This is a genomic window from Kitasatospora sp. NPDC034023, assembly GCF_055575795.1.
On the sequence record NZ_JBVIRY010000039.1, the window covers coordinates 57000 to 78672 of the forward strand.

Sequence of the window (21673 nt, forward strand, 5' to 3'; positions counted from 1 at the left end):
CCCGTCAGCGCCGGTGGACCGCCGACGCCGGTGGACTGTCAGCACGGGTGGGCCCGTCAGCGCTGGTGGACCGTGCGGCCGCGGACCACCGTGCGCAGGCAGGTCGGCAGCGGGTGGCCCGGGGTGAGGTCGGGCAGGCCGGGGGTGCCGGAGCGCGGGTCGGTGGACCAGCCGGCCACCCGGGAGTCGGGGGCCTGGACGACCAGGTCGCCGGCGGCCCAGACCGCGTAGCTGGCGACCGCGCCGGGCACCAGCACCCCGTCCTGGTCGCGGCCGATCGCGCGCCAGCCGCCGCGGGTGTGGGCGGTGAAGGCGGCGCGCACCGAGATCCGGTGGTCCAGGGTCCGGTGGAAGGCCGCCGCGCGGACGGTGCCCCAGGGGTCGAGCGGGGTGACCGGGGCGTCCGAGCCGAAGGCCAGCGGGACGCCGGCCCGCAGCAGGGCCGCGAAGGGGTTGAGGGTGGCGGCCCGCTCGGCGCCCAGGCGCTGGACGTACATACCCTCCGGGCCGCCCCAGGCGGCGTCGAAGGCGGGCTGGACGGAGGCGGTGAGGCCGAGTTCGGCGAAGGCGGCGATGGACTTGTCATCCAGCGCCTCGGCGTGCTCGACGCGGTGGCGCAGGGCCTTGACCCGGCCGGCGCCGACCCGTTCGCCGGCCGCCCGGACACCCTCGATGACGGCGGCCACGGCCGCGTCGCCGATGGCGTGGAAGCCGGCCTGCAGCCCGGCCTCGGTGCAGGCGGTGACGTGGTCCGCGACCTGCCCGGCGGTCAGATAGGCGGTGCCGGTGTGCTCGGCGTCCGCGTACGGGGTGTGCAGGCAGGCGGTGCGCGAGCCGATCGCGCCGTCCACGAAGAGGTCGCCGCCGGCGCCCACCGCGCCGAGCCGGCGGGCCGTCTCGACCCCGCCCGACTCGCCCCAGTAGCCGAAGACTTCGGGCCCCTCGCCGTCGGCGGCCAGGGCCAGCAGGGCGGCCAGGTCCTGCTCCGAGGAGATCTCCGGGCCGGCGCACTCGTGCAGGGCGCCGATGCCGAGTTCGGCGGCGCGGGCCAGGGTGGCGCGCTGGGCGCGGCGGCGCTGCTCGGGGGTGAGGCGGGCGAGCGCGGTCTGCCGGACGGCGTGGTGGGCGTCCTTGGTGAGCGGGCCCTCGGGGTCGTGCCCGGGCCGCCCGGCCAGGCCCTCGGTGAGGGTGCGCAGCGCGGTGGTGGCGAGCGCGGAGTGCACGTCGGTGCGGGAGAGGTAGAGCGCGGCGCCCCGGGCGGCCGCGTCGAGTTCGGCGAGCGTGGGCGGGCGGCCCTCGGGCCAGCCGGTCTCGTCCCAGCCGTGGCCGATCAGCACCCCGCCGGACTCGGACCGGGCGTCGACGAAGGCGGTGACGGCTTCCAGGGCGGCGGCCAGCGAGGGGCTGCCGGTGAGGTCGAGGCCGGTGAGCGCCAGACCGGTGGCGGTGGCGTGCACGTGGGCGTCCACGAAGGCGGGGGTGACCAGGGCGCCGTCCAGCTCCACGATCTCGTCGACGGTCGCGGCGTACGCCTCGGCGGCGCCGTCGCTGCCGACCCAGGCGATGTGCTCGCCCTCCACGAGCATCGCGGTGGCGAAGGGGTCGGCGGGGCTGTAGACGGCGCCGCCGCGCAGCAGGACGGTCCGTGGGGTGCGTTCGGTCATGCCGCTAAGTCTGCACCTCGGCTGTTCGGGCTCAGAGCTTCGGGGGTCGCGCCTCGTACGGGGTGGAGAGCACGACGGTGGTGCGGGTGGACACGCCGGCGGCGCTGCGGATGCGGGCGAGCAGGTCCTCGAGGTCGCCGGGGGCGCCGACACGGACCTTGAGGATGTAGTTCTCGTCGCCGGCGACGCTGTGGCAGGCCTCGATCTCGGGCAGGCCGGCCAGGCGTTCGGGGGTGTCGTCCGGCGCGCTGGGGTCGAACGGCTTGACCGAGATGAACGCGGTCAGCGCCAGGTCGACGGCGTCGGGGTCGATGATCGCGGTGTAGCCGCGGATCACCCCGCGCTGTTCGAGGCGGCGCACGCGCTGGTGCACCGCCGAGGTGGACAGGCCGGTGGCCTTGCCCAGGTCCGTGTAGCTCATCCGGCCGTCCTCGAGGAGCAGCTGGACGATGCGTTGGTCGAGATCCTCCACAGTCCGCAAACCTACCCGGTCGGGAGCACGGGGGGCGCACGAGGTGGCACGGAGAGGGATTGCAGGTGCCACGCGGGCACGTGCCGGGCGCATGTGGCAGCCGGTGTGGCCAAGGACACACCCGGTGCATCACGGTGCACACCACCGCAGGATTATGAGTCCGGATCACAGGGAAGTGCTGGTTGTGGCCCTGGATGACCACGCCGGGCCCGATCCTAGGGGGATCCTCATGCCTGCTACTGACCAGCGCGTGCTGGGCGCCGACGAGACCGACGATATGACCGGCCGCGACGACCTCGCGGTCGACCACGCGCCGGGCACCGACCCCGGCGAGGCCGAGACCTGGGAGATCTTCCGGGTCAACTGCCCCGAGTGCCGCCGCCCGATCGGCCTGGTGTCGGACGAGGAGCGGCTGCCGCAGCACGCCCTGCTGCCGACCGCCTGGAACCCCTTCGCCCCCGCGATCTGCCCCGGTTCGGGCGCGCCCACCGACGACCTGGCCGAGGTGGAGGCTCCCGAGGACACCGAACCGGCCGGGTTCGACGCGCTGTTCAAGCTCCCGAACGAACTGGACTGGCGCACCCAGCCGTTCTCGCACGCGGTGGCGCACCGTCCGGTGCGGATCGCGGCGGTCGACCCGGCGGTGCCCCCCATCCCCTCGACCCCGACCGTCGCCGCACTCTGCTCCATCCCGGAGCAGCGCCGCCGGCTCGTCCGACGCTGACCATCCGCCCCGAGCACGCGAGTTGACGATCCGTCAGGAACGCCTCCGGCCGTCACTCCGCACCCTGGAGTGACGGCCGGAGGCCGTTGGGGGGAAGGCTCGGGCCTTCGGCGGCGGTTTTCGGCGATCACCGGGCCTTCGGCGGCCACCAGGCCTTCGGCGGGCGTCAGCCCTTCGTGAGGTGGCGGCCGATCACCAGGCGCTGGATCTGGTTGGTGCCCTCGACGATCTGCAGCACCTTGGCCTCGCGCATGAAGCGCTCGGCCGGGAAGTCCTGGGTGTAGCCGTAGCCGCCGAGCACCTGGACGGCGTCGGTGGCCACCCGCATCGCCGCGTCGGTGCAGAACAGCTTGGCCATCGCCGCCTCCTTGGAGAACGACCGGCCCGCGTCCTTCAGGCGCGCGGCGGACAGGTAGAGCGAGCGGCCGGCCTCGATCTGGGTGGCCATGTCGGCGAGCATGAAGGACAGGCCCTGGAACTCGGCGATCGGGCGGCCGAACTGGCGCCGGGTGCGCGCGTAGTCGACCGCGAGGTCGAGCGCGGCCTGGGCGACGCCGATCGCGCAGGCGGCGATGCCGAGGCGGCCGGAGTCCAGCGCGGCGAGCGCGATCTGGAAGCCCTGGCCCTCCTCGCCGACCAGCCGCTCGCGGGGAACCCGGGCGCCGTCGAAGTGCAGCTGGGCGGTCGGCGAGGAGCGCATGCCCATCTTGTGCTCCGGCGGGGCCGCCGACAGGCCCTGCTGGGTGCCGGGGACCAGCAGGCAGCTGATGCCCTTGGCGCCCGCGCCGCCGGTGCGCACCATGGCGCTGTAGAAGTCCGCCTGCCCGCCGTGGGTGATCCACGCCTTGGTGCCGTTCACCACGTACGCCTCGCCGTCGAGGTCGGCGCGGGTGCGCAGCGCGGCCGCGTCCGAGCCGGACTGCGGCTCGGAGAGGCAGTAGGCGCCGAGCTGCTCACCGGAGAGCATGCCGGGCAGCCACGTGTCGCGCTGCTCGTCGGTGCCGAAGGTGGCCAGCGCGTGGCAGGACAGGGTGTGCACGCTGACACCGAGGCCGATGGCCAGCCAGCCGGCCGCCAGCTCCTCCAGCACCTGCAGGTACACCTCGTAGGGCTGCTCGCCGCCGCCGTACTTCTCGTCGTACGGGAGGGAGAGCAGGCCGGCCTCGCCGAGGGTGCGGAAGACCTCCCGCGGGAAGCGGCCGGCGGACTCGTCCTCCGCGGCACGCGGCTGCAGCTCGCGCTGCACCAGGTCCCGGGTGAGGCTCAGCAGCTCGCGGGCCTCCTCGCTGGGCAGCTGGCGCTCCACGGCTTTCACAGGGGAGGGGGTCATGGCGGCGGTCGCCTCCTCGATTGGGCGCCGGGCCGAGGTGTTGGCGGGTGCGGCGCAGATGGGGCACGACCGACCGACCGGCACCGGGTTGCGGTGAACGGCCGTTCACAGTCGTGGCGAAGCGAGTATGCCCGAAACCCGCGCTGCCGTCACGACCTGCACAGATGAACTGTCCGCAGTGGTGGGATACGGCACCGTAGGGTTGACGATGTGGCTGCTTCCGGTACCTCCTCCCCCGCTCGGCCCTCCTCCGCCGCACGGCACACTCCCGGCGACGGGCTGAGCGCCCTCGCGGCCGAGCTGCGCGCGCTGCCGCCGTCCTGCGGTCCGGTGCGGCTGGTCGCGGTGGACGGGCACGCCGGCTCCGGCAAGACGACCTTCGCCGGCCGGCTGGCGGCGGCGCTCGGCGGGGCGCCGGTGGTCCACCTGGACGACCTGGCCACGCACGAGGAGCTCTTCGAGTGGACCGGGCGGCTGCGCGAGCAGGTGCTGGAGCCGCTGTCGGCCGGGCGGGACGCCGCGTACCGGGTGTACGACTGGTCGCTGCGCCGCTTCGCGGGCACGGCCGAGGTGCCGGTCGCCCCGGTGGTGCTGGTGGAGGGGGTCGGCGCCGGGCGGCGGGCGGTGCGGCCGTGGCTGGCCCGGGTGGTCTGGATGGAGCTGGACGCCGACGCGGCCCGTCGGCGCGGCGAGGAGCGGGACGGTCCGGATCTGGCCGAGTTCTGGGCGGGCTGGGCCCGGGCCGAATCGGCGCATTTCGCCGCCGACCCGAGTCGTCCGTACGCCGCGACGCACGTCGACGGTGTGACCGGCCGGATCGTGCCGGGCACCGTCGGTGAACCTTCAACAGTGCCTTGACCTGCGACATCACCAGGACTTAGGTTCTCCTCAGCCGCCGGAACGAAAGCTTCCGGCCGCATCGGACCCGGCGTCCCCGGCTTGTTCCCCCGTGAGCCGGGGGCGCCGTTCGGTCCCCTTCCGAATCTCGCTCCCCCGCCGCTCGTTCCGGTGCCCGGCTGCTCAACAGCCGCTCGCGCGATCGCATTTGACCCTGTGCGGCACCCTTCCGGATCAGCCCCGCGCCGGTACGATTCCTGGCAGGCGCACATGCGCCGCAGGGGGCTCGACGACCACCGGCCAGGCTGGACACAGACGACTCGCCGGCCGAGCCCCGGGCCACACCGCGGGGGGCGTGAGTGACGACGGTGGACAGTTCCGACAACACGGCGGGCAGCCCGGACCGACTCGCCGACCGGGCCTGGATGCGCGCCATGGACGCCTACACGGCCGGCGCCTACGCCCGGGCCGAGGAGGAGTTCCGGGCCGCCGTCCGACTGGACCCTGGCATGGCCGACGCCTGGCTCGGCCTGCACGCGCTGCGCAGCGACACCTCGGCGGCGCTGCTGGCGATGTACCGCAACCAGAAGCGGTTCGGCGAGCAACGGCGGCTGCACCGACGGCCGCTCAGCTCCTGGTACTGGCTGGGCTGGTGGGTGCAGCCCGTCCTCGAGGACGCCCGCGACCTCGCCCTGGCACACGCCTCGCACTGGCTGGACGGCCGCCATCTGGCCGAGCTGGACCGGGCGTTGGAGCAGTGCCCGGCACCCAGCGAGGACCCGGCCGCCCGGTTCCTGTACGCCTGCCGCTCCTATCTGCTCAAGGACTGGGAGCAGCTGATCCGGGACACCGACCGGCTGCTGGACGACCCGCTGCTCGGCATCGAGGCCGGGCTGTTCGCCGGCATGGCACGGGTGCGCCTCGACATGTGCGCGCAGGCCCAGGTGCCGCTGGCCGCCTCACTGGCCCGCTGCCGCTCCGAGCAACCGCAGCGCAAGGAACTGCGGTACTGGCTGGCGCGGGCGTACGAGGGCGCCGGGCGCAGCGCGGCGGCCCTGCCGCTCTACCGGGCGGTGCACCGGGCGGACCCGGCGTTCATGGACACCGCGACGCGGCTGGCCGCCATCTCGGCCGAGGACGCGCTCACGGACGGACTGCTGGCGGACGGACAACCGGCGGACGGGCCGGCGCCAGGCGGGCTGTCGGCGGGCGGGCGTTCGGACGCGGGCGGGGTCGAGAACGACGCACCGGGCGGGCCGGGCGTCGAGGCGGGCTTCCTGGACGACATCGGGTACGTCGCCGGTCCGGGCTACGACGAGGACTTCGGGGACGGGGCCCGGCTGGACGGCGCGACCGTCTCCGGCGACGGCGTGCTGAGCGGCGGGCCCTCGACGGACGCCGGCCTGGTCGGCGGGGGCCCGGCGGCGGAGGTCCTGCCCGACGGGGCGTTGATCGACGGCGTCCTGACCGACGGGGCTCTGCCGGACGGCGCCCTGCCCGGCGGGGCTCTGCCGGACGGCGCCCCACTGGCCACCGGGGAGCGCTCCGGTTCGGGCGCCCCCGTCGGCCCGCTCGGCCCCGCCGCGCCGCCGCCGCTGCCCGTGCGCGGCCAGGCCCAGCCCCGTTCGGCCGCCGCGCCCGCGCCCCGGCCGAACGGTGACGAGCGCGAGTTGGACGCCGCTCTGGCCGAGCTCTCGCTGATGGTCGGCATGGAGCCGGTCAAGCGCCAAGTGCGCGCACTGTCGGCCCAGTTGAGGATGTCGCGACTGCGGGCCGAACAGGGCCTGCCGGTCCAGCCGCCCAAGCGCCACTTCGTCTTCTCCGGCCCCTCCGGCACCGGCAAGACCACCGTGGCCCGCATCCTCGGCCGGGTCTTCCACGCCCTCGGCCTGCTCTCCGGCGACCACCTGGTGGAGGCCCAACGTGCCGATCTGGTGGGCGAGTTCCTCGGACAGACCGCGGTCAAGGCGAACGAGCTGATCGACTCCGCACTGGACGGCGTGCTGTTCATCGACGAGGCGTACAGCCTCTCCAACTCCGGCTACACCAAGGGCGACGCGTACGGCGACGAGGCACTCCAGGTGCTGCTCAAGCGCGCCGAGGACAACCGGGACCGGCTGGTGGTGATCCTGGCCGGCTACCCGGAGGGCATGAACCGGCTGCTCGCCACCAACCCCGGCCTCAACTCCCGCTTCACCACGAGGGTCGACTTCCCGAGCTACCGCCCCGGCGAGCTGACCGCGATCGGAGCCGCGCTGGCCGGCCGGGACGGCGACGGCTGGGACGAGGACGCCGCCGAGGAACTGGCCAGCATCTGCACCCACGTCGTCCGCGAGGGCTGGATCGACGAGCTGGGCAACGGCCGGTTCATCCGCACCCTGTACGAGAAGTCCTGCGCCTACCGGGACCTGCGGCTGTCGCTGCTGCGCGAGCCGCCGGGCCGCGAGGACCTGGCCACGCTGCGGCTGCCGGACCTCGTCCAGGCGTACGGGGAGCTGATCGACGGCCGGGGCTGAGCCCCGCCCCCGGACCGGCCCTGGGTCCCCGGCCGCCCGGCTCAGGCCTTGAGCAACGCGCGCTCAGCCCTTGAGCAGCGCGGCCTCCCGCTCGGGGTCGAGCCCGACCGCGACCCGGTCGGCGCGCTGCGGGGCGGTGCCGCCGATCCCCTGCAGCCAGGCCCAGGTGTCCTCGACCGTCTCCGCCACCGGGCGGCAGCGCAGCCCGGCGCCGACCGCGCGCTCGATCGAGCCGGTGTGCAGGAACTCGTACAGCTCGCCCGGCGCCAGCCAGATCGGCAGCTCGGTCCACGGCTCGACGCCCGCCGCCAGGATCCGCTCGGCGTCGGTCCAGCGCAGTTCGGCGTCCGAGCCGGTGACCCGTACGCAGGCCTCCAGCAGCTCCGCCATGGTGGCGTGCCCGGACGGGCTGACCACGTTGTACGGGCCGCCGAGGCGGGCAGCCGTCGCGTCCAGGGTCCAGGCCGCGAGGTCGCGGGCGTCGATGTACTGCAGGGCCAGCTCGCGCGGCCCTGGGGCGAGCACCGGCCCGCCCTTGGCTATCCGGTTCAGCCACCAGGGCAGCCGGCCGATGTTCTCGTGCGGGCCGAGGATCAGTCCGGCGCGGGCCAGCAGCGCCTGTCCGCCGTACTCCGCCTCCAGAGCCAGCTCGGCGCCGCGCTTGGCCTCGGCGTAGGGCACCTCGCCGGTGAGGTCCGGCGAGGAGGCCACCACCGGCGCCGATTCGGCGGCGTCGGCCACCAGCGGGTAGTCGTACACCGAGCGGCTGGAGACGTACGCGTAGTGGCCGACCCGGCCCTTCAGGGCCCGGGCGCTGTCGCGCACCGCGGCCGGGGCCCAGGACCAGGTGTCCACCACGGCGTCCCACTCCCCCGTCCCGAGCGCCACGAGCCCGTCCTCGGCCGTGCGGTCGCCCTTCAGCACCCGGACGCCCTCGGGGGCGGGCTGCGTGCCGCGGTTGAGCGCCGTCACGTCCCATCCCCGGGCCAGCGCCTCCTCGGCGACGACCCGCCCGACGAACTTGGTTCCACCCAGCAGGAGAAGTCTCATGCCGGCCACTCTCCTCCGAGGACGGCCGGCAGGGAACGGCTGCATGCTCTGGGCAGAATCGCCGGGAGCGGACACGCCGTCAGCGAAACCGGGAACGCCGGGGCGCGACGACCGGCCCTCAGGCGGTGGCGCGGTGGTCCGGGTCGTGCATCTCGCCGATCAGCTCCTCCAGGACGTCCTCCAGCATGACCACGCCGAGCGTGCGCCCGTCCTGGTCCAGCACGGCGGCCAGGTGGCAGGCCGCGCGGCGCATCGCGCCGAGGGCGTCGTCCAGCGGGAGGCCGCCGCGCAGCACCGTGATCGGCCGCCACAGGCGGGCCGGGATCGGCGCCGAGGGGTCCTCCACGTCGAGGATGTCCTTGAGGTGCAGGTAGCCGAGGTAGCCGTGCCCGGCCGGGTCGCCGTCGGTGACCGGGAAGCGCGAGAAGCCGGTGCGCAGGGCGAGCTCCTCGACCGCGGCGGCGGTCGCCTTGGTGTCCACGGTGACCAGCTGCTCGGGCTTGAGCAGCACCTCGGTGACCGGGCGGCGGCCGAGCTCCAGCGCGTCCTCCAGGCGCTCCTGGCGCTCCTCATCGAGCAGGCCGGCGTCCCGGGAGTCGGCCAGCAGGTACATCAGCTGCTCGGTGGTGAAGACCGACTCGACCTCGTCCTTGGAGTCGACCCGGAACAGCTTCAGCACGCCGTTGGCGAAGGCGTTCAGCAGCCTGATCACCGGGGCGAGCCAGCGGGCCAGCCGGTCCAGCGGCGGGCCCAGCCAGAGCGCGGCCTTCTCCGGACCGGCCATCGCCATGTTCTTCGGCACCATCTCGCCCATCACCATGTGCAGGAACACCACGACGGCGAGCGAGATCCCGTACGAGAGCGGGTGCATCAGGCCGGGCGGGACGCCGATCGCGTGGAACGGCCCCTCCAGCAGGGAGGCGATGGTCGGCTCGGCGAGCGCACCGAGGCCCAGCGAGCAGACGGTGATGCCGAGCTGGGCGGCGGCCAGCATCGCGGAGACGTTGGACAGCGCGTGCAGCACGGTGCGGGCACGCTTGTGCCCGGCCTGCGCGAGCGGCTCGATCTGGCTGCGGCGCACCGACACGACGGCGAACTCGGCGCCGACGAAGAAGGCGTTGCCGAGTAGGAGCAGGAGCGCGACGGCCAGTTGGAGCGCGGTCATCGGGCGTCCTCCCCGTCCTCGCCGAACGACGCGGGCGCGGTGGTCCGGGCCACCCGGACCCGGCTGGTGCGGTGGCGGTCGACACCGGTCACGGTGAGCCGCCAGCCGGGCAGCTCGGCCTGCTCGCCCACCTCGGGGAGCTTGCCGAGCAGGTCGGCGACCAGGCCGGCCAGCGTCTCGTACGGGCCGTCCGGGGCGTTCAGGCCGATGCCCTCCAACTGGTCGATCCGGGCGCGGCCGTCGGCCTCCCAGACCGGCAGGCCGTTGACCGGCGGCAGCGGGAACAGTTCGGGGTGGTCGTCGGGGTCGTGCTCGTCCTGCACCTCGCCGACGATCTCCTCGACGATGTCCTCGACGGTCACGACGCCGGCGGTGCCGCCGTACTCGTCGACCACGATGGCCATCGGCTGGAGCCGGCGCAGCCGTTCGAGCAGCACCTCGGCGGGCAGGGTCTCGGGCACCAGCAGCGGCGGCGAGGACAGCTCGACGACCCGTACCAGGCCGCGTCGGGCGGCCGGGACGGCGAGGGCGTCCTTGAGCGTCACGATGCCGGTGACCTCGTCCAGGCTGTCGGTGTAGACCGGGAAGCGGGACAGGCCGGTGGCCCGGGTCAGGTTGAGGACGTCGGAGGCGGTGGCATCGCGCTGGAGCGCGGCCACGTCGACCCGCGGGGTCATCACGGACTCGGCGGTCAGCTCGCCCAGGCCCAGGGTGCGGACGAACAGGGTCGCCGACTCCTCGTCTATCGCGCCGGCCTTGGCCGAGTGCCGGGCCAGCGAGACCAGCTCGGCCGGGGTCCGGGCGTGGCCCAGCTCCTCCTGCGGCTCGATGCCGAAGGCCCGGACCGTACGGTCGGCGGCGCCGTTGAGGAAGCTGATCAGCGGGCGGCAGACGAAGGAGAAGGCCATGTGCGGGGCGACGACCGCGCGGGCCACCTGCAGCGGGCGGGAGATCGCCCAGTTCTTCGGGACCAGCTCGCCGATCACCATCTGGACGACGGTGGCCAGCACCATGCCGACGACCACGGCGACACCGCGGGCCGCCGAATCGGGCACGCCGAGGCCGGACATGACGGGCGCGAGCAGCGTCGACAGGGCCGGCTCGGCGAGCATGCCGACCACCAGCGAGGTGACGGTGATGCCGAGCTGGGCCCCGGAGAGCTCGAAGGAGAGGTGTCGCAGGGCCCTGGCGACGCGGCCGGACTGGGCGTCGCCCGACTTGGCGGAACGTTCCACCGCCCCGCGCTCGACCGTCACGAAGGCGAACTCGGCGGCCACGAACAGGCCGTTGGCGAGGATCAGGAGAACGGCTGCGAACAACAGCAGCCAGGCGGTGATCACAGTGCCGCCTGCCTTCCGCGGGGCGGAAGTGAGGCGGCGCAGGTACTACCGGACGGATCGTCCATCGAGGGGGAGTGTCACTCCTCAGGTCGGTGCGGTCGGTCGCTTCGGCGGGCGCTGTGGAGGGTCGCTCAGCGCACCCGCTTGGGCGCTCGCTTCAGGGCAGGGCGAACTTTGCCCTGCTTTTACCAGCGTAGACCATAGCCGGACGGACGCTGGAAGCGTGTTCGGGCCCCTCTGGCCCCCGGAACCGCAGGTCGGGGGCCTGCCCGTGCCGGGCTCAGGCCTCGGCGTGGTGCTCGACGAGGTCGCGCAGCGCGCGGGCGTCCGCGATCGCCTGCGCCTTGCCGACGCCGGACTGGATGCCGACCACGGCGAGCGAGGTGCCGTCGGCGAGGTCGAGGGTGGCCCACGGATCGCCCTGGCGGAAGTTGACCCGGACGATCTCGGCCCAGGCGAGCCGGCGGCTGCGCACGAAGTTGACCACCGTCACGCCGTCCGCGTCGGCGCTCACCCGGGGGCGGGCCAGCATCAGGCCGACGGCGGCGAACAGGACGCCGCTGGCCGTCATCATGATCCGGTCGTTGAGCTGCCAGTTCGCCGGGAGCAGCACGGCCAGCACGGCGAACAGCACCACCAGCACGACGCAGACCGGCAGCAGCACGACGCGGGTGCGGCGCGGCGCCCAGGTGACGGGGAACTCGACGGGCGGCGTGGACACGTGGGGTCTCCGGGGTGGTTCTGGTGGCGGCAGCACGATGGGGCGGGGACGCCGACCGGCTTCCCCGCCCCATTGAACCGTTCTTTACTCGCGGGCGTGCGAGCAGGTCAGAGGCGGCAGGCGTGGATGTTGGTGACCAGGATGGCCCGGGCGCCGATGCCCCACAGGTCGTCCATGATCCGCTGGGCCTCCTTGCGGAGCACCATCGCGCGCACCGCGACCCAGCCCTCGGTGTGCAGCGGCGAGACGGTCGGCGACTCCAGACCGGGGGTGAGCCCCACGGCCGCGCTGACGCTCTCGGCGCGGATGTCGTAGTCCATCAGCACGTAGCGGCGGGCCACCAGCACACCCTGGAGGCGGCGCAGGAACTGCTCCACCCGCGGGTCCTCGCCCGCGCCCTTGGGGCGGATCACCACGGAGTCCGAGACCAGGATCGGCTCGCCGAACACCTCCAGGCCCGCGTTGCGCAGGCTGGTGCCGGTCTCCACCACGTCGGCGATCACGTCGGCGACGCCGAGCTGCACCGCGGTCTCGACCGCACCGTCCAGCTTGGTGACCGTCGCCTTCACCCCGTGGTCCGCCAGGTGCTGCTCGACCAGGCCGGTGTAGGAGGTCGCGATCCGCAGGCCCTCCAGGCCCTTGACGTCCTCGACCGCCACGCCCTCGGGGCGCGCGAAGCGGAAGGTCGACCCGGCGAAGCCGAGGGCGAGCACCTCCTCGGCGTTGGAGTGCGAGTCCAGCAGCAGGTCGCGCCCGGTGATGCCGACGTCCAGGCGGCCGGAGCCGACGTAGACGGCGATGTCGCGCGGGCGCAGGAAGAAGAACTCGACCTCGTTGTTCGGGTCGACGAGAACGAGCTCCTTCGGGTCCTTCCGCTGCCGGTAGCCGGCCTCATGGAGCATCTCCGCCGCGGGACCCGAGAGAGAACCCTTGTTGGGGACGGCGATGCGCAGCATGGGAGGTCGCTTCCTTGCCTGGGGGGAGGGGTGTGCTCCACGGAGCGGGAGCTGTTCGGGATGCTCGGGGTACTCGAGGGTGTTCGGGGTACTCGAGGGTGTTCGGGGTACTCGGGTACTCGGGTCAGAGGTACTTGTAGACGTCGTCGAGCGTCAGCCCACGGGCGATCATCATCACCTGAAGGTGGTAGAGGAGCTGCGAGATCTCCTCCGCCGTCTGCTCGTCCGACTGGAACTCGGCGGCCATCCAAACCTCGGCGGCCTCCTCGACGACCTTCTTGCCGATCGCATGGACGCCCTGCTGGACGAGCTGCGCGGTACGGGAGGACGAGGGGTCGCCGGTGGCGGCCTTCTGCTGGAGCTCGGCGAAGAGCTCCTCGAATGTCTTCGAAGCCATGATGGGCCCACCTTACGGCGTGCGGGCGGACGGACGGTAAACGGTCCCGGACCGTGGACAGTCCGGTGGACGTCCGCGGTCCGGGACCGTACGGGCTGCCGTCAGAGCGCGGCGCGCAGCACCGCGGCGGTGGCGACGGCGGCGGTGACGGCCTCGTGGCCCTTGTCCTCGGCGGAGCCCGGCAGTCCGGCCCGGTCGATCGCCTGCTCCTCGTTGTCGCAGGTCAGTACGCCGAAGCCGACCGGGACGCCGGTGTCGACGCTGACCTGGGTAAGGCCGACGGTGGCGGCCTGGCAGACGTAGTCGAAGTGCGGGGTACCACCGCGGATCACCACGCCGAGGGCCACCACGGCGTCGTAGCCGCCGTCGGCGAGGCGCTTGGCGGCGACCGGCAGTTCGAAGGTGCCGGGGACGCGCAGCACGGTCGGCTCGGCGATACCCAGCTCCTTGAGCGCGCGGTGGGCGCCGTCCAGCAGGCCGTTCATCACCTTGTCGTGCCACTGGGCGGCGATGACGGCGACCTTGAGGTCGGCCGCGCCTTCGATGGTCAGCTCGGGGGCTCCGTGGCCGCTCATGTTGTTACCTGTCCTTCGTACGGAATGGTCGGTGGACGCAGTGGTCGGTGGACGCAGTGGTCGGTGGACGCAGTGGTCGGTGGACGCAGTGGTCGGTGGTGGGTCAGGAGCCGAGGCCGGGCAGGTCGTGGCCCATCCGGTCGCGCTTGGTCCGCAGGTAGCGCAGGTTGTGCTCGCCGGGCGCGATCTCGACCGCCTCGCGCCCCTTGACCTTGAGCCCGTGCTCGGTGAGCGCGGTCTGCTTCCGCGGGTTGTTGGTCAGCAGGGTGAGCGAGCGGACGCCGAGGTCCACCAGCATCTGCGCCGCGATGCTGTAGTCGCGGGCGTCGGCGGGCAGGCCGAGGTCCAGGTTGGCGTCGACGGTGTCGCGCCCCTGCTCCTGCAGCTCGTACGCGCGCAGCTTGTGGGCCAGACCGATCCCCCGCCCCTCGTGCCCGCGCAGGTACAGCACCACGCCGCGGCCGGCCTCGGCGACCCGCCGCAGCGAGGCCTCCAGCTGCGGGCCGCAGTCGCAGCGCAGCGAGCCGAGGACGTCACCGGTCAGGCACTCGGAGTGGACCCGCACCAGGACGTCCTCGCCGTCCGGCAGCTGCCCCTCGGAGTCCAGGCCGCCGGCGACCAGGGCGATGTGCTCGACACCGTCGAGGGTGCCCTGGTAGCCGACGGCGGTGAACTCGCCGTGCACGGTGGGCAGGGCGGTGACGGCGGCCCGGTCGACGTGCAGCTCGGTACGGCGGCGGTAGGCGATCAGGTCCTCGATGGAGATGATCGCGAGGCCGTGCTCGCGGGCGAAGACGACCAGCTCGGGCAGCCGGGCCATGGTGCCGTCGTCGTTGACCACCTCGGCGATCGCGCCGGCCGGCGGCAGCCCGGCGAGCCGGGCCAGGTCGACGGCGGCCTCGGTGTGGCCAGGGCGGACCAGCACGCCGCCCTCGACCGCGCGCAGCGGGAAGACGTGCCCGGGGCGGGTCAGGTCGCCGGCCTCGGTGCCGGGCGAGGACAGCAGCCGGACGGTGCGGGCGCGGTCGGCGGCGGAGATCCCGGTGTCGACCCCCTCGCGGGCGTCCACCGAGACGGTGTAGGCGGTGCCCTTGCGGTCCTCGTTGACCTGGGTCATCGGCGGGAGCTTGAGGCGGTCCAGCTCCTCGCCGGTCATCGGCGCGCAGATCACACCGGAGCTGTAGCGGATGGTGAAGGCCATCAGCTCGGGGGTGGCGGCGGAGGCGGCGAAGACGATGTCGCCCTCGTTCTCGCGGTCCTCGTCGTCGACCACGACCACCGCGCGGCCGAGGGCGATGTCGGCGATCGCCCGCTCGACCGGGTCGAGGACGAGCTCGACCTCGGCGGCGCCCTGCTCGGACTGGTTCTCGGTCATGCCGTGGCTCCCTGCGGGACGGTGGCGGAGTTGGTACGCGGCTCACGGGTGCTCAGCCACCACGAGCGCAGGCCGAGCAGCACCAGGACGAAGTAGACGGAGTAGGTGAGGCCGGAGAAGGTGTAGCCGCTGTTGAAGGCGAGCGGGACGCCGACGATGTCCACGGCGATCCAGGCGAACCAGAACTCCAGCCAGCCGCGGGCCTGGGCCACCATCGCGGCCAGCGTGCCGACGAAGATGTAGGCGTCCGACCAGGGGCTCCAGGACAGGCTGGGGAAGGAGGTGAAGAGCAGCGCGAGCGCGACCGTGCCGGCCGCGGTGCCGGCCGCCAGCGCCAGCCGCTCGGGCCAACTGGCGAACCGTACGGCGATGGTGCCGGAGTCCCGGCGGCCCCGCCGCCACTGCGCCCAGCCCCAGGCGGCGGTGGCGATCACGATCAGCTGCTTGCCGATCAGGCCGGGCACGTGGCCCCCGAGGTAGGCGGTGATCAGCACCGCGCCGGACAGCAGCTGGACCGGCCAGCTCCAGACCGAGCGGCGCCAGCCGAGCGCGAGGCCGGCGAATCCGAGCAGGTTGCCGAACATGTCGGCCCACTTCACGTGTTCACCGAAGACGGTGAACGCCTCTCCACTGAGCCAGCTCACTTGGACTCCCCCGGGGTTTCGTCGATCGACGGGTTCTGCGGGCCCTGCGGGTTCTGCGCGCCCGGCAGGTCAGGCAGGTTGGGCAGGCCCGGCAGGTTGGGCAGGGTGCGGGACTCCAGGAGGCGTTCGACGTACTTGGCGAGCACGTCCACCTCCAGGTTGACGCTCTCGCCGACGGCCTTGGCGCCGAGCGTGGTCAGCGCGAGGGTGGCCGGAATGAGGCTGACGGTGAAGCTGTCCCGGGCGGCCTCCACCACGGTGAGGCTGACGCCGTCGACCGTGATCGAGCCCTTCTCCACCAGGTAGCGGGAGATGGTGTCGGGCAGCGAGAACCGCAGCACCTCCCAGCGCAGTTCGCCGTTCGCGTCGCGCTCGCCGGGCTCACGGCTCAACAGCCGCCCGGCGGCGTCGACATGGCCCTGCACGAGGTGGCCGCCGAGCCGGGCGCCCAGCGCCATCGCGCGCTCCAGGTTGACCCGGGAACCGGGCTTCAGCTCGCCGAGGCTGGAACGGTGCAGCGTCTCGGCCATCACGTCGGCGCTGAACTCACCGGTGCCCGCGGCCAGTTCCGCCGGGGAGTCGACGACGGTCAGGCAGACGCCGTTGACCGCGATGGAGTCGCCGTGACCCGCGTCCGCACAGACCACCGGGCCGCGCAGGCGGATTCGCGAGGAGTCGCCGATCTCCTCGATCGACACGACCTCGCCGAGCTCTTCGATGATGCCGGTGAACACCCGGGTTCTCCTCGCGTTTGGGGCGCGGACTCCGGGGCGGCAGAGGGAGATGACACGGACGGGCAACGGTGCGCGAGCCGACGGCACGACCCGTCGCCGGGATGCCGAGGCCGCCGGGAGATCGCTCACCCGGCCCGGGAGACACTGCTCTCCCGTCGTTCACCTGACCGCGGTCCGGTCCGGTAACGATGGACCACGGGTACTGCTCTTCGTCCGCCCGCGCACGCCTCCCATCCGGACTTTAACCGTCGGTCCAGGAATTTCACCTGGTCAACCGGCCGCTGGCTGCGGACGGGTCGCGGACTGTAACCGCCGGTTCGGATTTTCACCGACCCCGGAGTGCGCTGAACGTCACTGCTGATGCGGTCATTCTGCCACGGTCGGCGCAAGGGCAGGGAGGGGCTTTCGCTGTGGTCTGTTTCACGAACCTGCGGGGAATGCCCGGCGGGGGGCTACGCGCTCCTTCCGGGATCCGGTCTGGTGGCGGAGGCGGTCGGCGGGGGTGAGGCTGGTAGGTGGGGCCCTGCCGGTGACGCACCGAAGCTACGGAGGCGAGGGCGATGGCGAAGTTCATGGACGTCCACCACGGGATGACCGGGATCACGGCCGAGCAGCTCAGGCAGGCCCACGCGGCCGACCTGGCGGTCGAGGGCGAGGAAGGCGTCCACTTCGAGCAGGCGTGGGCGGACCCGGAGTCGGGCACGGTGTACTGCCTCTCCGACGCGCCCACCAAGGAAGCCGTGCAGCGGGTCCACAGCCGTAGCGGGCACCCGGCCGACGAGATCCACCCGGTGCCGTTGATGGTGTGAGGCCGGCCGCCCGGAGTGGTTCGGAGCGGCCGGAGCGGTTCAGCGTGTGGCGAGCGGTTCCGGGTGTTCGGAGCGGTTCAGCGTGTCGCGCAGCGGGTTCGGAGCGGCTCAGCGTGTGGCGCAGCGGGTTCGGAGCGGTTCAGCGTGTGGCGGGTGTGGTGATCTGCAGGAAGTGGGTGACCTCCGGCGGGTGCGCGAGGTAGCGCAGCTCGCCCTCCGACCAGACCGGCCGGATCCGCCACATCGGCCCGGCGTACCCGCGCAGGGCCTCCTCGTCGCGCCAGCGGCTCACCACCAGCACCCGGTGCCCGTTCTCCTCCGACACCGAGCGCAGCAGCTCACCGCCGAGGCAGCCGTCCGTCCGCCCCAGCTGCGGGATCACCTGGGCGGCCAGGTGATCGCAGAACTCCTCGATACGACCGGCCAGCACCTGCCCGGCCCAGATTCTTACGATCACGACCACCACCTCCGGCTGGCTGGAGTCCCTGGCCCCATTATCAGCGGAAAACCGCTGGTGGTGAGGGGTCGGCCGGGGTTCGACCGGAGGCCCCGGCACGGTCGGCCGCAGCTCGGCCGGCGGCGCCCCGGGGGCCCTCGGCTAAATTCGCGGTATGACCACCACACCGGAAGCTGTCGTTCCGTCAAGCACCCGTCCGGACCGGCCGGGCGACCTGTTCGAGGCCCTCCGCGCGGGCGCCCTCAGCGATCCCGGCCAGCTGCGCGAGATCTACGAGCAGCCCGGCGACCACGCGCGCCGCAAGCAGGTCGGCCACCTGCACGAGGTCGCGCAGCGTCTGATCGCCTGCTCCTCGCTGGTCTTCGTCGCCAGCTCCGACGCCGCCGGGCACTGCGACGTCTCCCCGCGCGGCGGACCGACCGGGCTGGTCTCGGTGCTCGACGAGTACACCCTGGCCATACCGGACGCCACCGGCAACAAGCGGTTGGACACCCTGCACAACATCCTGGAGACCGGCCGGGTCGGGCTGCTCTTCGTCGTCCCCGGCCGGGACACCACGCTGCGGGTGAACGGCCGGGCCTGTGTCTCCACCGACCCGGAGCTGCTGCGCCAGCTGACCGCCGTCGGCAAACCGCCGCGCAGCGCGATCGTGGTCGCGGTGGAGGAGGTGTACGCGCACTGCCCGAAGTCGCTCCTGCGCGCCTCGGCGTGGAAGCCGGAGAACTGGCTCGCCAAGGACGCGCAGCCGAGCTCGGCGGAGGTCACGCTCTCGCACCTGCGGGACGAGGCGCTGACCATCGAGATGATCGAGCAGAACGAGCGGGACGCGCTGCTGTACCGGTACGAGTGAGGCCACCGTGCCGGCGGGGGCGGGTGAGGCGGGGTGCACGGCGGGCCGGGTTTCGCGGTGGGCCGGGGTGCACGGCGGGCCGGGTGCCCGGTCGGCCCCCTGCAGCACGGTGCGCCCGCCGGTCGGGCGGCCGCACCCGGTCGGCGGCCGGTCGGGTGACGGCGGGCCCCCGGGGGTTTGCCGGGGTGCCGGGGCGGCCGCCGGTGGCTTGAATGGACGGATGGACTGCGTCTTCTGTGCGGTGGTGGCGGGTGCGGAACCCGCGCACCGGGTGCTGGACGACGAAGCGGCGGTGGCCTTCCTGGACCGCCGGCCGCTGTTCCCCGGCCACGTTCTGGTGGTCCCGCGCGCCCACCACCGGACGCTCGCGGACCTGCCCGCGGACGAGGTGGGGCCGTTCTTCCTGCGGGTGCAGCGGGTGGCGGCGGCCGTCGAGCAAGGGCTGGGCGCGGCGGGCAGCTTCGTGGCGGCGAACAACCGGATCAGCCAGTCGGTGCCCCACCTGCACGTCCACGTGGTGCCGCGCAATCCGAAGGACGGGCTGCGCGGGTTCTTCTGGCCCCGGGGGAAGTACCCGGACGAGGCGGGGGCGGCGGAGGTCGCGGCCCGGCTGCGGGCGGCGCTGACGCGGTGAGCTGCGCGCTGCGCCTCGAGGGGCCGGCACCGTCCGGGCCGGCACCGTCCGGGGCTGTGCCGTCCTGGGTCGCACCGCGGGGCCGCGCCGCGCGGGGCTGCGCCGTCCGGGGCCGTACCGTGCCGGGAGCAGCCGGGTGTACGCCTGGAGAAGCATCGGGGACGGCCGAAATCGTTTTTGGGGCTGACGATCCGGCAGGTCGGCCCGCCTAGGCTCATGCCATGAACGAACTCGCGCGCGTCGTGCAACAGACGGTCGACCGGCTCGCGGGCCAGCACGTCGGCGCGGTCGTCGCCGGGCTGGCCGGCGGTGACACGGAGATCCGCGCTGCCGGGCGGTCGGGTCCGGGCGGCGGCGTGCCCGGGCCGTCCACCATCTTCGAAATCGGCTCCGTCACCAAGGTGTTCACCTCGCTCGTGCTCGCGCGGCTGGCACTCGACGGCACGGTACGGCTCGACGAGCCGCTCGCCGAGGTGCTCACCGGCGCGCGGGGCGGCCGGGTCGTCGTCCCCGGCAGGGGCGGGCAGCAGATCACCCTGCGGCACCTGGCCACCCACACGGCGGGCCTCCCCCGCCTGCCCCGGGGCCTGCTGGCGAAGGCCCTACTCAAGCCCAACGCCCCTGATCCGTACGCCCGTTGCAGCACCGAGTACGTGCTGGACGGGCTCGCCCGGACACGGCTGCGGGCCGCGCCCGGGCGCAGCTTCCGCTACTCCAACCTCGGCGCGGGGCTGCTCGGCCTGGCCCTCGCGCACCGGGCCGGTACGGGGTACGAGGAGTTGGTGACGCGTGAGGTCTGCGAGCCGCTGGGGCTGGTGGACACGCACGTGCGGGGGAACGCGGAGCGGCCCGGGCGGCTCGCGCACGGGCACACGCAGGGTGGGCGGCCGGTGCAGTACTGGGACTTGGCGGCCGTGCCGGGCATGGGCGGGCTCCGGTCGACCGCCGCCGACCTCGCGATACTCCTGCGAGCCCAGCTGGCCGCCGACCGCGCGTCGGACGCGCCGCTGTCGCCCGCGATCATGCTCACCCGGGAGACCAGGCACCGGGTCAACCTGTTCGCCTGGATGCACCTGGGCTGGCTCGGCCACCGGCTGCACAGCCAGCAGGGCGGCCACCTGCAGATCTGGCACAACGGCGCTACGGGCGGGTTCCGTTCGTTCGTGGCCTTCGACCCCGAGAAGCAGGTGGGGGTGGTGGTGCTGTCCAACACCCGCCGGTCGGTCGATCCGGCGGGCACGGCGCTGCTGCGCAGGCTGCAGACGGACTTCGCCACGGCGGGGTGACGGCGAGGCAGGACGCGGCCGGGCCGGCGCGGACGGTCGCCTCGGGAGGCGCCCGACCCTGCCCATCGGCACCCCCGGTAGCGGCGGGCTCCGGGCCGGGGGCGATGATGGTGGCGAGGTCGTTTCGGGCCAAAAGGTGCCGATTGGCACTGTTGCCAGGTGCCGCGGACGGTCGATGCTGGGGATGGATCCGGCAGCTGCGGTTCCGATGGGTCCGCCGAGTGAAAGGGGGCCGACGTGGCGGTGGTGTGGTCGCCGACGCGGGTGCGGACGGTCCGTCCGTCCGGGCCGGTCGGTCAGGGCGGCCGGGTCGGGCCGGCTGATCGGATCGGGCCGGTGGTGCGCGTGTACCGGCGGTTCCGGCCGGTGCCCCGGCGGGCGCGGGCGTGGGTGAACGCCTGCGCGGCCGTGGTCGCGGTGGCCGCCTGTCTGGCGCTCGGTGGGTGGTGGCCCGCGCCCGTGGTGGGGGCCGTCGCGGTGGTGGCGGCGAGCGGGTTCGGGTGGCTGCGGCCGGTGCCCGGTCTTCGGTCGGTACGGATCCACGAGGGCGGGCTGGTGCTGGTCGCGGCGGACGGCGGCGAGCGCCCGCTGCCGTGGGGCGCGCTGGAGGCCACCGAGTACTCCTCCGGATACTCCCCTGACGGTCGGCGCGGGGCCTGTGAGCAGGGACGAATATGGCTGGCCGGCGTGGACGAGCCGGTGGTGCTGGAGCATCTGCACGGGCTGGCCCGACTGTTCCGGGAGCTGGAGGAACGCCTCTCCCCCGGGCTCCGAGCCGCCCTGCACGAGACGCTGCGCACCGAGGGCAGCGTCCGGTTCGCACGGGGGCGGCTGACGGTGACGGCCGGCGGGCTGGTCCACCGGCCGCCGCACCCGCTCACGGCGACGGAGGCCTACCGGTGGGCGGAGGTGGAGTCGGCCCGGGCGTCGGCGCTTGGGGAGTTGGAGATCCGGACGCGCTCGGCCGGCCTGCCGCTCGCCCTCGCGGTGCCCAACGCCCGTGCGGCGGCCGGCTTCCTGGAGGAGCTCCGGGCCACCGCCCCCTAGGGACTGTTCTGAATTCAGATCATGAGTTCGTGGATTCGGGCGCTTCGGCGGTGCTGCTGCTGGTAGAAGAAGGCCATGACACGCGGAGAT

22 protein-coding genes and 1 riboswitch are annotated in these 21673 nt (G+C 73.5%); of the genes, 8 read left to right on the forward strand and 14 right to left on the reverse strand.

The window, feature by feature from the left end; translation table 11 throughout:
* Positions 1-56: 56 nt before the first annotated feature.
* Both ACZ52R_RS36340 and ACZ52R_RS36345 read right to left on the reverse strand, forming a co-directional pair.
* Entirely contained in the window at positions 57-1664 is a 1608-nt protein-coding gene (locus ACZ52R_RS36340; protein ID WP_465624904.1) for an amidohydrolase, read from the reverse strand.
* Positions 1665-1695: 31 nt separating this feature from the next.
* Entirely contained in the window at positions 1696-2136 is a 441-nt protein-coding gene (locus ACZ52R_RS36345) for an Lrp/AsnC family transcriptional regulator (RefSeq protein ID WP_045694655.1), read from the reverse strand.
* Positions 2137-2365: 229 nt separating this feature from the next.
* Here ACZ52R_RS36345 and ACZ52R_RS36350 point away from each other — a divergent pair, with 229 nt between their 5' ends.
* Entirely contained in the window at positions 2366-2860 is a 495-nt protein-coding gene (locus ACZ52R_RS36350) for a hypothetical protein (protein WP_465624902.1), read from the forward strand.
* A 166-nt stretch (positions 2861-3026) separates the two neighbouring features.
* On the opposite strand, the gene ACZ52R_RS36355 is transcribed toward ACZ52R_RS36350, so the two are convergent.
* On the reverse strand, positions 3027-4190 hold the full coding sequence (locus tag ACZ52R_RS36355) for an acyl-CoA dehydrogenase family protein (protein WP_465624900.1): 1164 nt from the start codon (positions 4188-4190) through the stop codon (positions 3027-3029).
* A 210-nt stretch (positions 4191-4400) separates the two neighbouring features.
* On the opposite strand from ACZ52R_RS36355, the gene ACZ52R_RS36360 reads away from it, so the two are divergent.
* The gene (locus ACZ52R_RS36360) at positions 4401-5048 is read left to right on the forward strand and encodes a uridine kinase family protein (RefSeq protein WP_465624898.1); all 648 of its coding nucleotides are present in this window, start codon (positions 4401-4403) and stop codon (positions 5046-5048) included.
* 404 nt (positions 5049-5452) lie between these two features.
* A complete protein-coding gene (locus ACZ52R_RS36365) occupies positions 5453-7543 on the forward strand; it encodes an AAA family ATPase (protein ID WP_465624933.1) in 2091 nt (696 codons plus the stop codon).
* A 63-nt stretch (positions 7544-7606) separates the two neighbouring features.
* Here the strand turns inward: ACZ52R_RS36365 and ACZ52R_RS36370 are convergent, their stop codons facing one another.
* From ACZ52R_RS36370 to ACZ52R_RS36415, 10 genes are all read right to left on the reverse strand, one after another.
* Positions 7607-8593, reverse strand: coding sequence for an NAD-dependent epimerase/dehydratase family protein (locus tag ACZ52R_RS36370; RefSeq protein ID WP_465663292.1), 987 nt, complete (start codon positions 8591-8593; stop codon positions 7607-7609).
* Between the two features lie 118 nt (positions 8594-8711).
* Positions 8712-9758 carry a hemolysin family protein gene (locus ACZ52R_RS36375; protein WP_360491741.1) on the reverse strand — a complete coding sequence of 349 codons (1047 nt, stop codon included), beginning with the start codon at positions 9756-9758 and terminating at the stop codon, positions 8712-8714.
* Positions 9755-11098 carry a hemolysin family protein gene (locus ACZ52R_RS36380; RefSeq protein ID WP_360491744.1) on the reverse strand — a complete coding sequence of 448 codons (1344 nt, stop codon included), beginning with the start codon at positions 11096-11098 and terminating at the stop codon, positions 9755-9757. Before ACZ52R_RS36380 ends, ACZ52R_RS36375 begins: the two co-directional genes overlap by 4 nt.
* Positions 11099-11378: 280 nt before the next feature.
* Complete coding sequence (locus tag ACZ52R_RS36385) at positions 11379-11819, reverse strand: PH domain-containing protein (RefSeq protein WP_465624893.1); 441 nt, start codon at positions 11817-11819, stop codon at positions 11379-11381.
* Positions 11820-11926: 107 nt separating this feature from the next.
* Positions 11927-12775 (reverse strand): ATP phosphoribosyltransferase, encoded by an 849-nt coding sequence (hisG, locus tag ACZ52R_RS36390; RefSeq protein ID WP_360491750.1) that lies wholly within the window; start codon positions 12773-12775, stop codon positions 11927-11929.
* 124 nt (positions 12776-12899) lie between these two features.
* Positions 12900-13172, reverse strand: coding sequence for a phosphoribosyl-ATP diphosphatase (locus tag ACZ52R_RS36395; protein ID WP_097238956.1), 273 nt, complete (start codon positions 13170-13172; stop codon positions 12900-12902).
* 101 nt (positions 13173-13273) lie between these two features.
* Positions 13274-13747: a 6,7-dimethyl-8-ribityllumazine synthase gene (gene ribH, locus ACZ52R_RS36400; RefSeq protein WP_360491753.1), complete on the reverse strand. Its 474-nt coding sequence runs from the start codon at positions 13745-13747 to the stop codon at positions 13274-13276.
* 103 nt (positions 13748-13850) lie between these two features.
* On the reverse strand, positions 13851-15122 hold the full coding sequence (locus ACZ52R_RS36405; protein WP_465754964.1) for a bifunctional 3,4-dihydroxy-2-butanone-4-phosphate synthase/GTP cyclohydrolase II: 1272 nt from the start codon (positions 15120-15122) through the stop codon (positions 13851-13853).
* Positions 15119-15766 (reverse strand): nicotinamide riboside transporter PnuC, encoded by a 648-nt coding sequence (locus ACZ52R_RS36410; RefSeq protein ID WP_396287693.1) that lies wholly within the window; start codon positions 15764-15766, stop codon positions 15119-15121. The genes ACZ52R_RS36405 and ACZ52R_RS36410 overlap by 4 nt, the downstream gene beginning before the upstream one ends.
* Positions 15763-16500 (reverse strand): riboflavin synthase, encoded by a 738-nt coding sequence (locus ACZ52R_RS36415; RefSeq protein WP_465624888.1) that lies wholly within the window; start codon positions 16498-16500, stop codon positions 15763-15765. Before ACZ52R_RS36415 ends, ACZ52R_RS36410 begins: the two co-directional genes overlap by 4 nt.
* Before the next feature lie 218 nt (positions 16501-16718).
* A riboswitch (FMN riboswitch) is annotated at positions 16719-16846 on the reverse strand.
* Positions 16847-17060: 214 nt separating this feature from the next.
* On the opposite strand from ACZ52R_RS36415, the gene ACZ52R_RS36420 reads away from it, so the two are divergent.
* On the forward strand, positions 17061-17309 hold the full coding sequence (locus tag ACZ52R_RS36420; protein ID WP_360491762.1) for an SCO4226 family nickel-binding protein: 249 nt from the start codon (positions 17061-17063) through the stop codon (positions 17307-17309).
* A gap of 139 nt (positions 17310-17448) precedes the next feature.
* Here ACZ52R_RS36420 and ACZ52R_RS36425 read toward each other — a convergent pair whose 3' ends face one another.
* Entirely contained in the window at positions 17449-17766 is a 318-nt protein-coding gene (locus ACZ52R_RS36425; protein ID WP_360491765.1) for an antibiotic biosynthesis monooxygenase family protein, read from the reverse strand.
* A 154-nt stretch (positions 17767-17920) separates the two neighbouring features.
* Here ACZ52R_RS36425 and ACZ52R_RS36430 point away from each other — a divergent pair, with 154 nt between their 5' ends.
* From ACZ52R_RS36430 to ACZ52R_RS36445, 4 genes are all read left to right on the forward strand, one after another.
* A complete protein-coding gene (locus tag ACZ52R_RS36430; protein ID WP_360491768.1) occupies positions 17921-18616 on the forward strand; it encodes an MSMEG_1061 family FMN-dependent PPOX-type flavoprotein in 696 nt (231 codons plus the stop codon).
* A 220-nt stretch (positions 18617-18836) separates the two neighbouring features.
* The gene (locus ACZ52R_RS36435; RefSeq protein ID WP_360491771.1) at positions 18837-19250 is read left to right on the forward strand and encodes an HIT family protein; all 414 of its coding nucleotides are present in this window, start codon (positions 18837-18839) and stop codon (positions 19248-19250) included.
* A gap of 221 nt (positions 19251-19471) precedes the next feature.
* Complete coding sequence (locus tag ACZ52R_RS36440; RefSeq protein ID WP_465624884.1) at positions 19472-20536, forward strand: serine hydrolase domain-containing protein; 1065 nt, start codon at positions 19472-19474, stop codon at positions 20534-20536.
* A gap of 336 nt (positions 20537-20872) precedes the next feature.
* Positions 20873-21583, forward strand: a complete 711-nt coding sequence (locus tag ACZ52R_RS36445) for a hypothetical protein (protein ID WP_465624882.1) — start codon at positions 20873-20875, stop codon at positions 21581-21583.
* Positions 21584-21673: the final 90 nt, after the last annotated feature.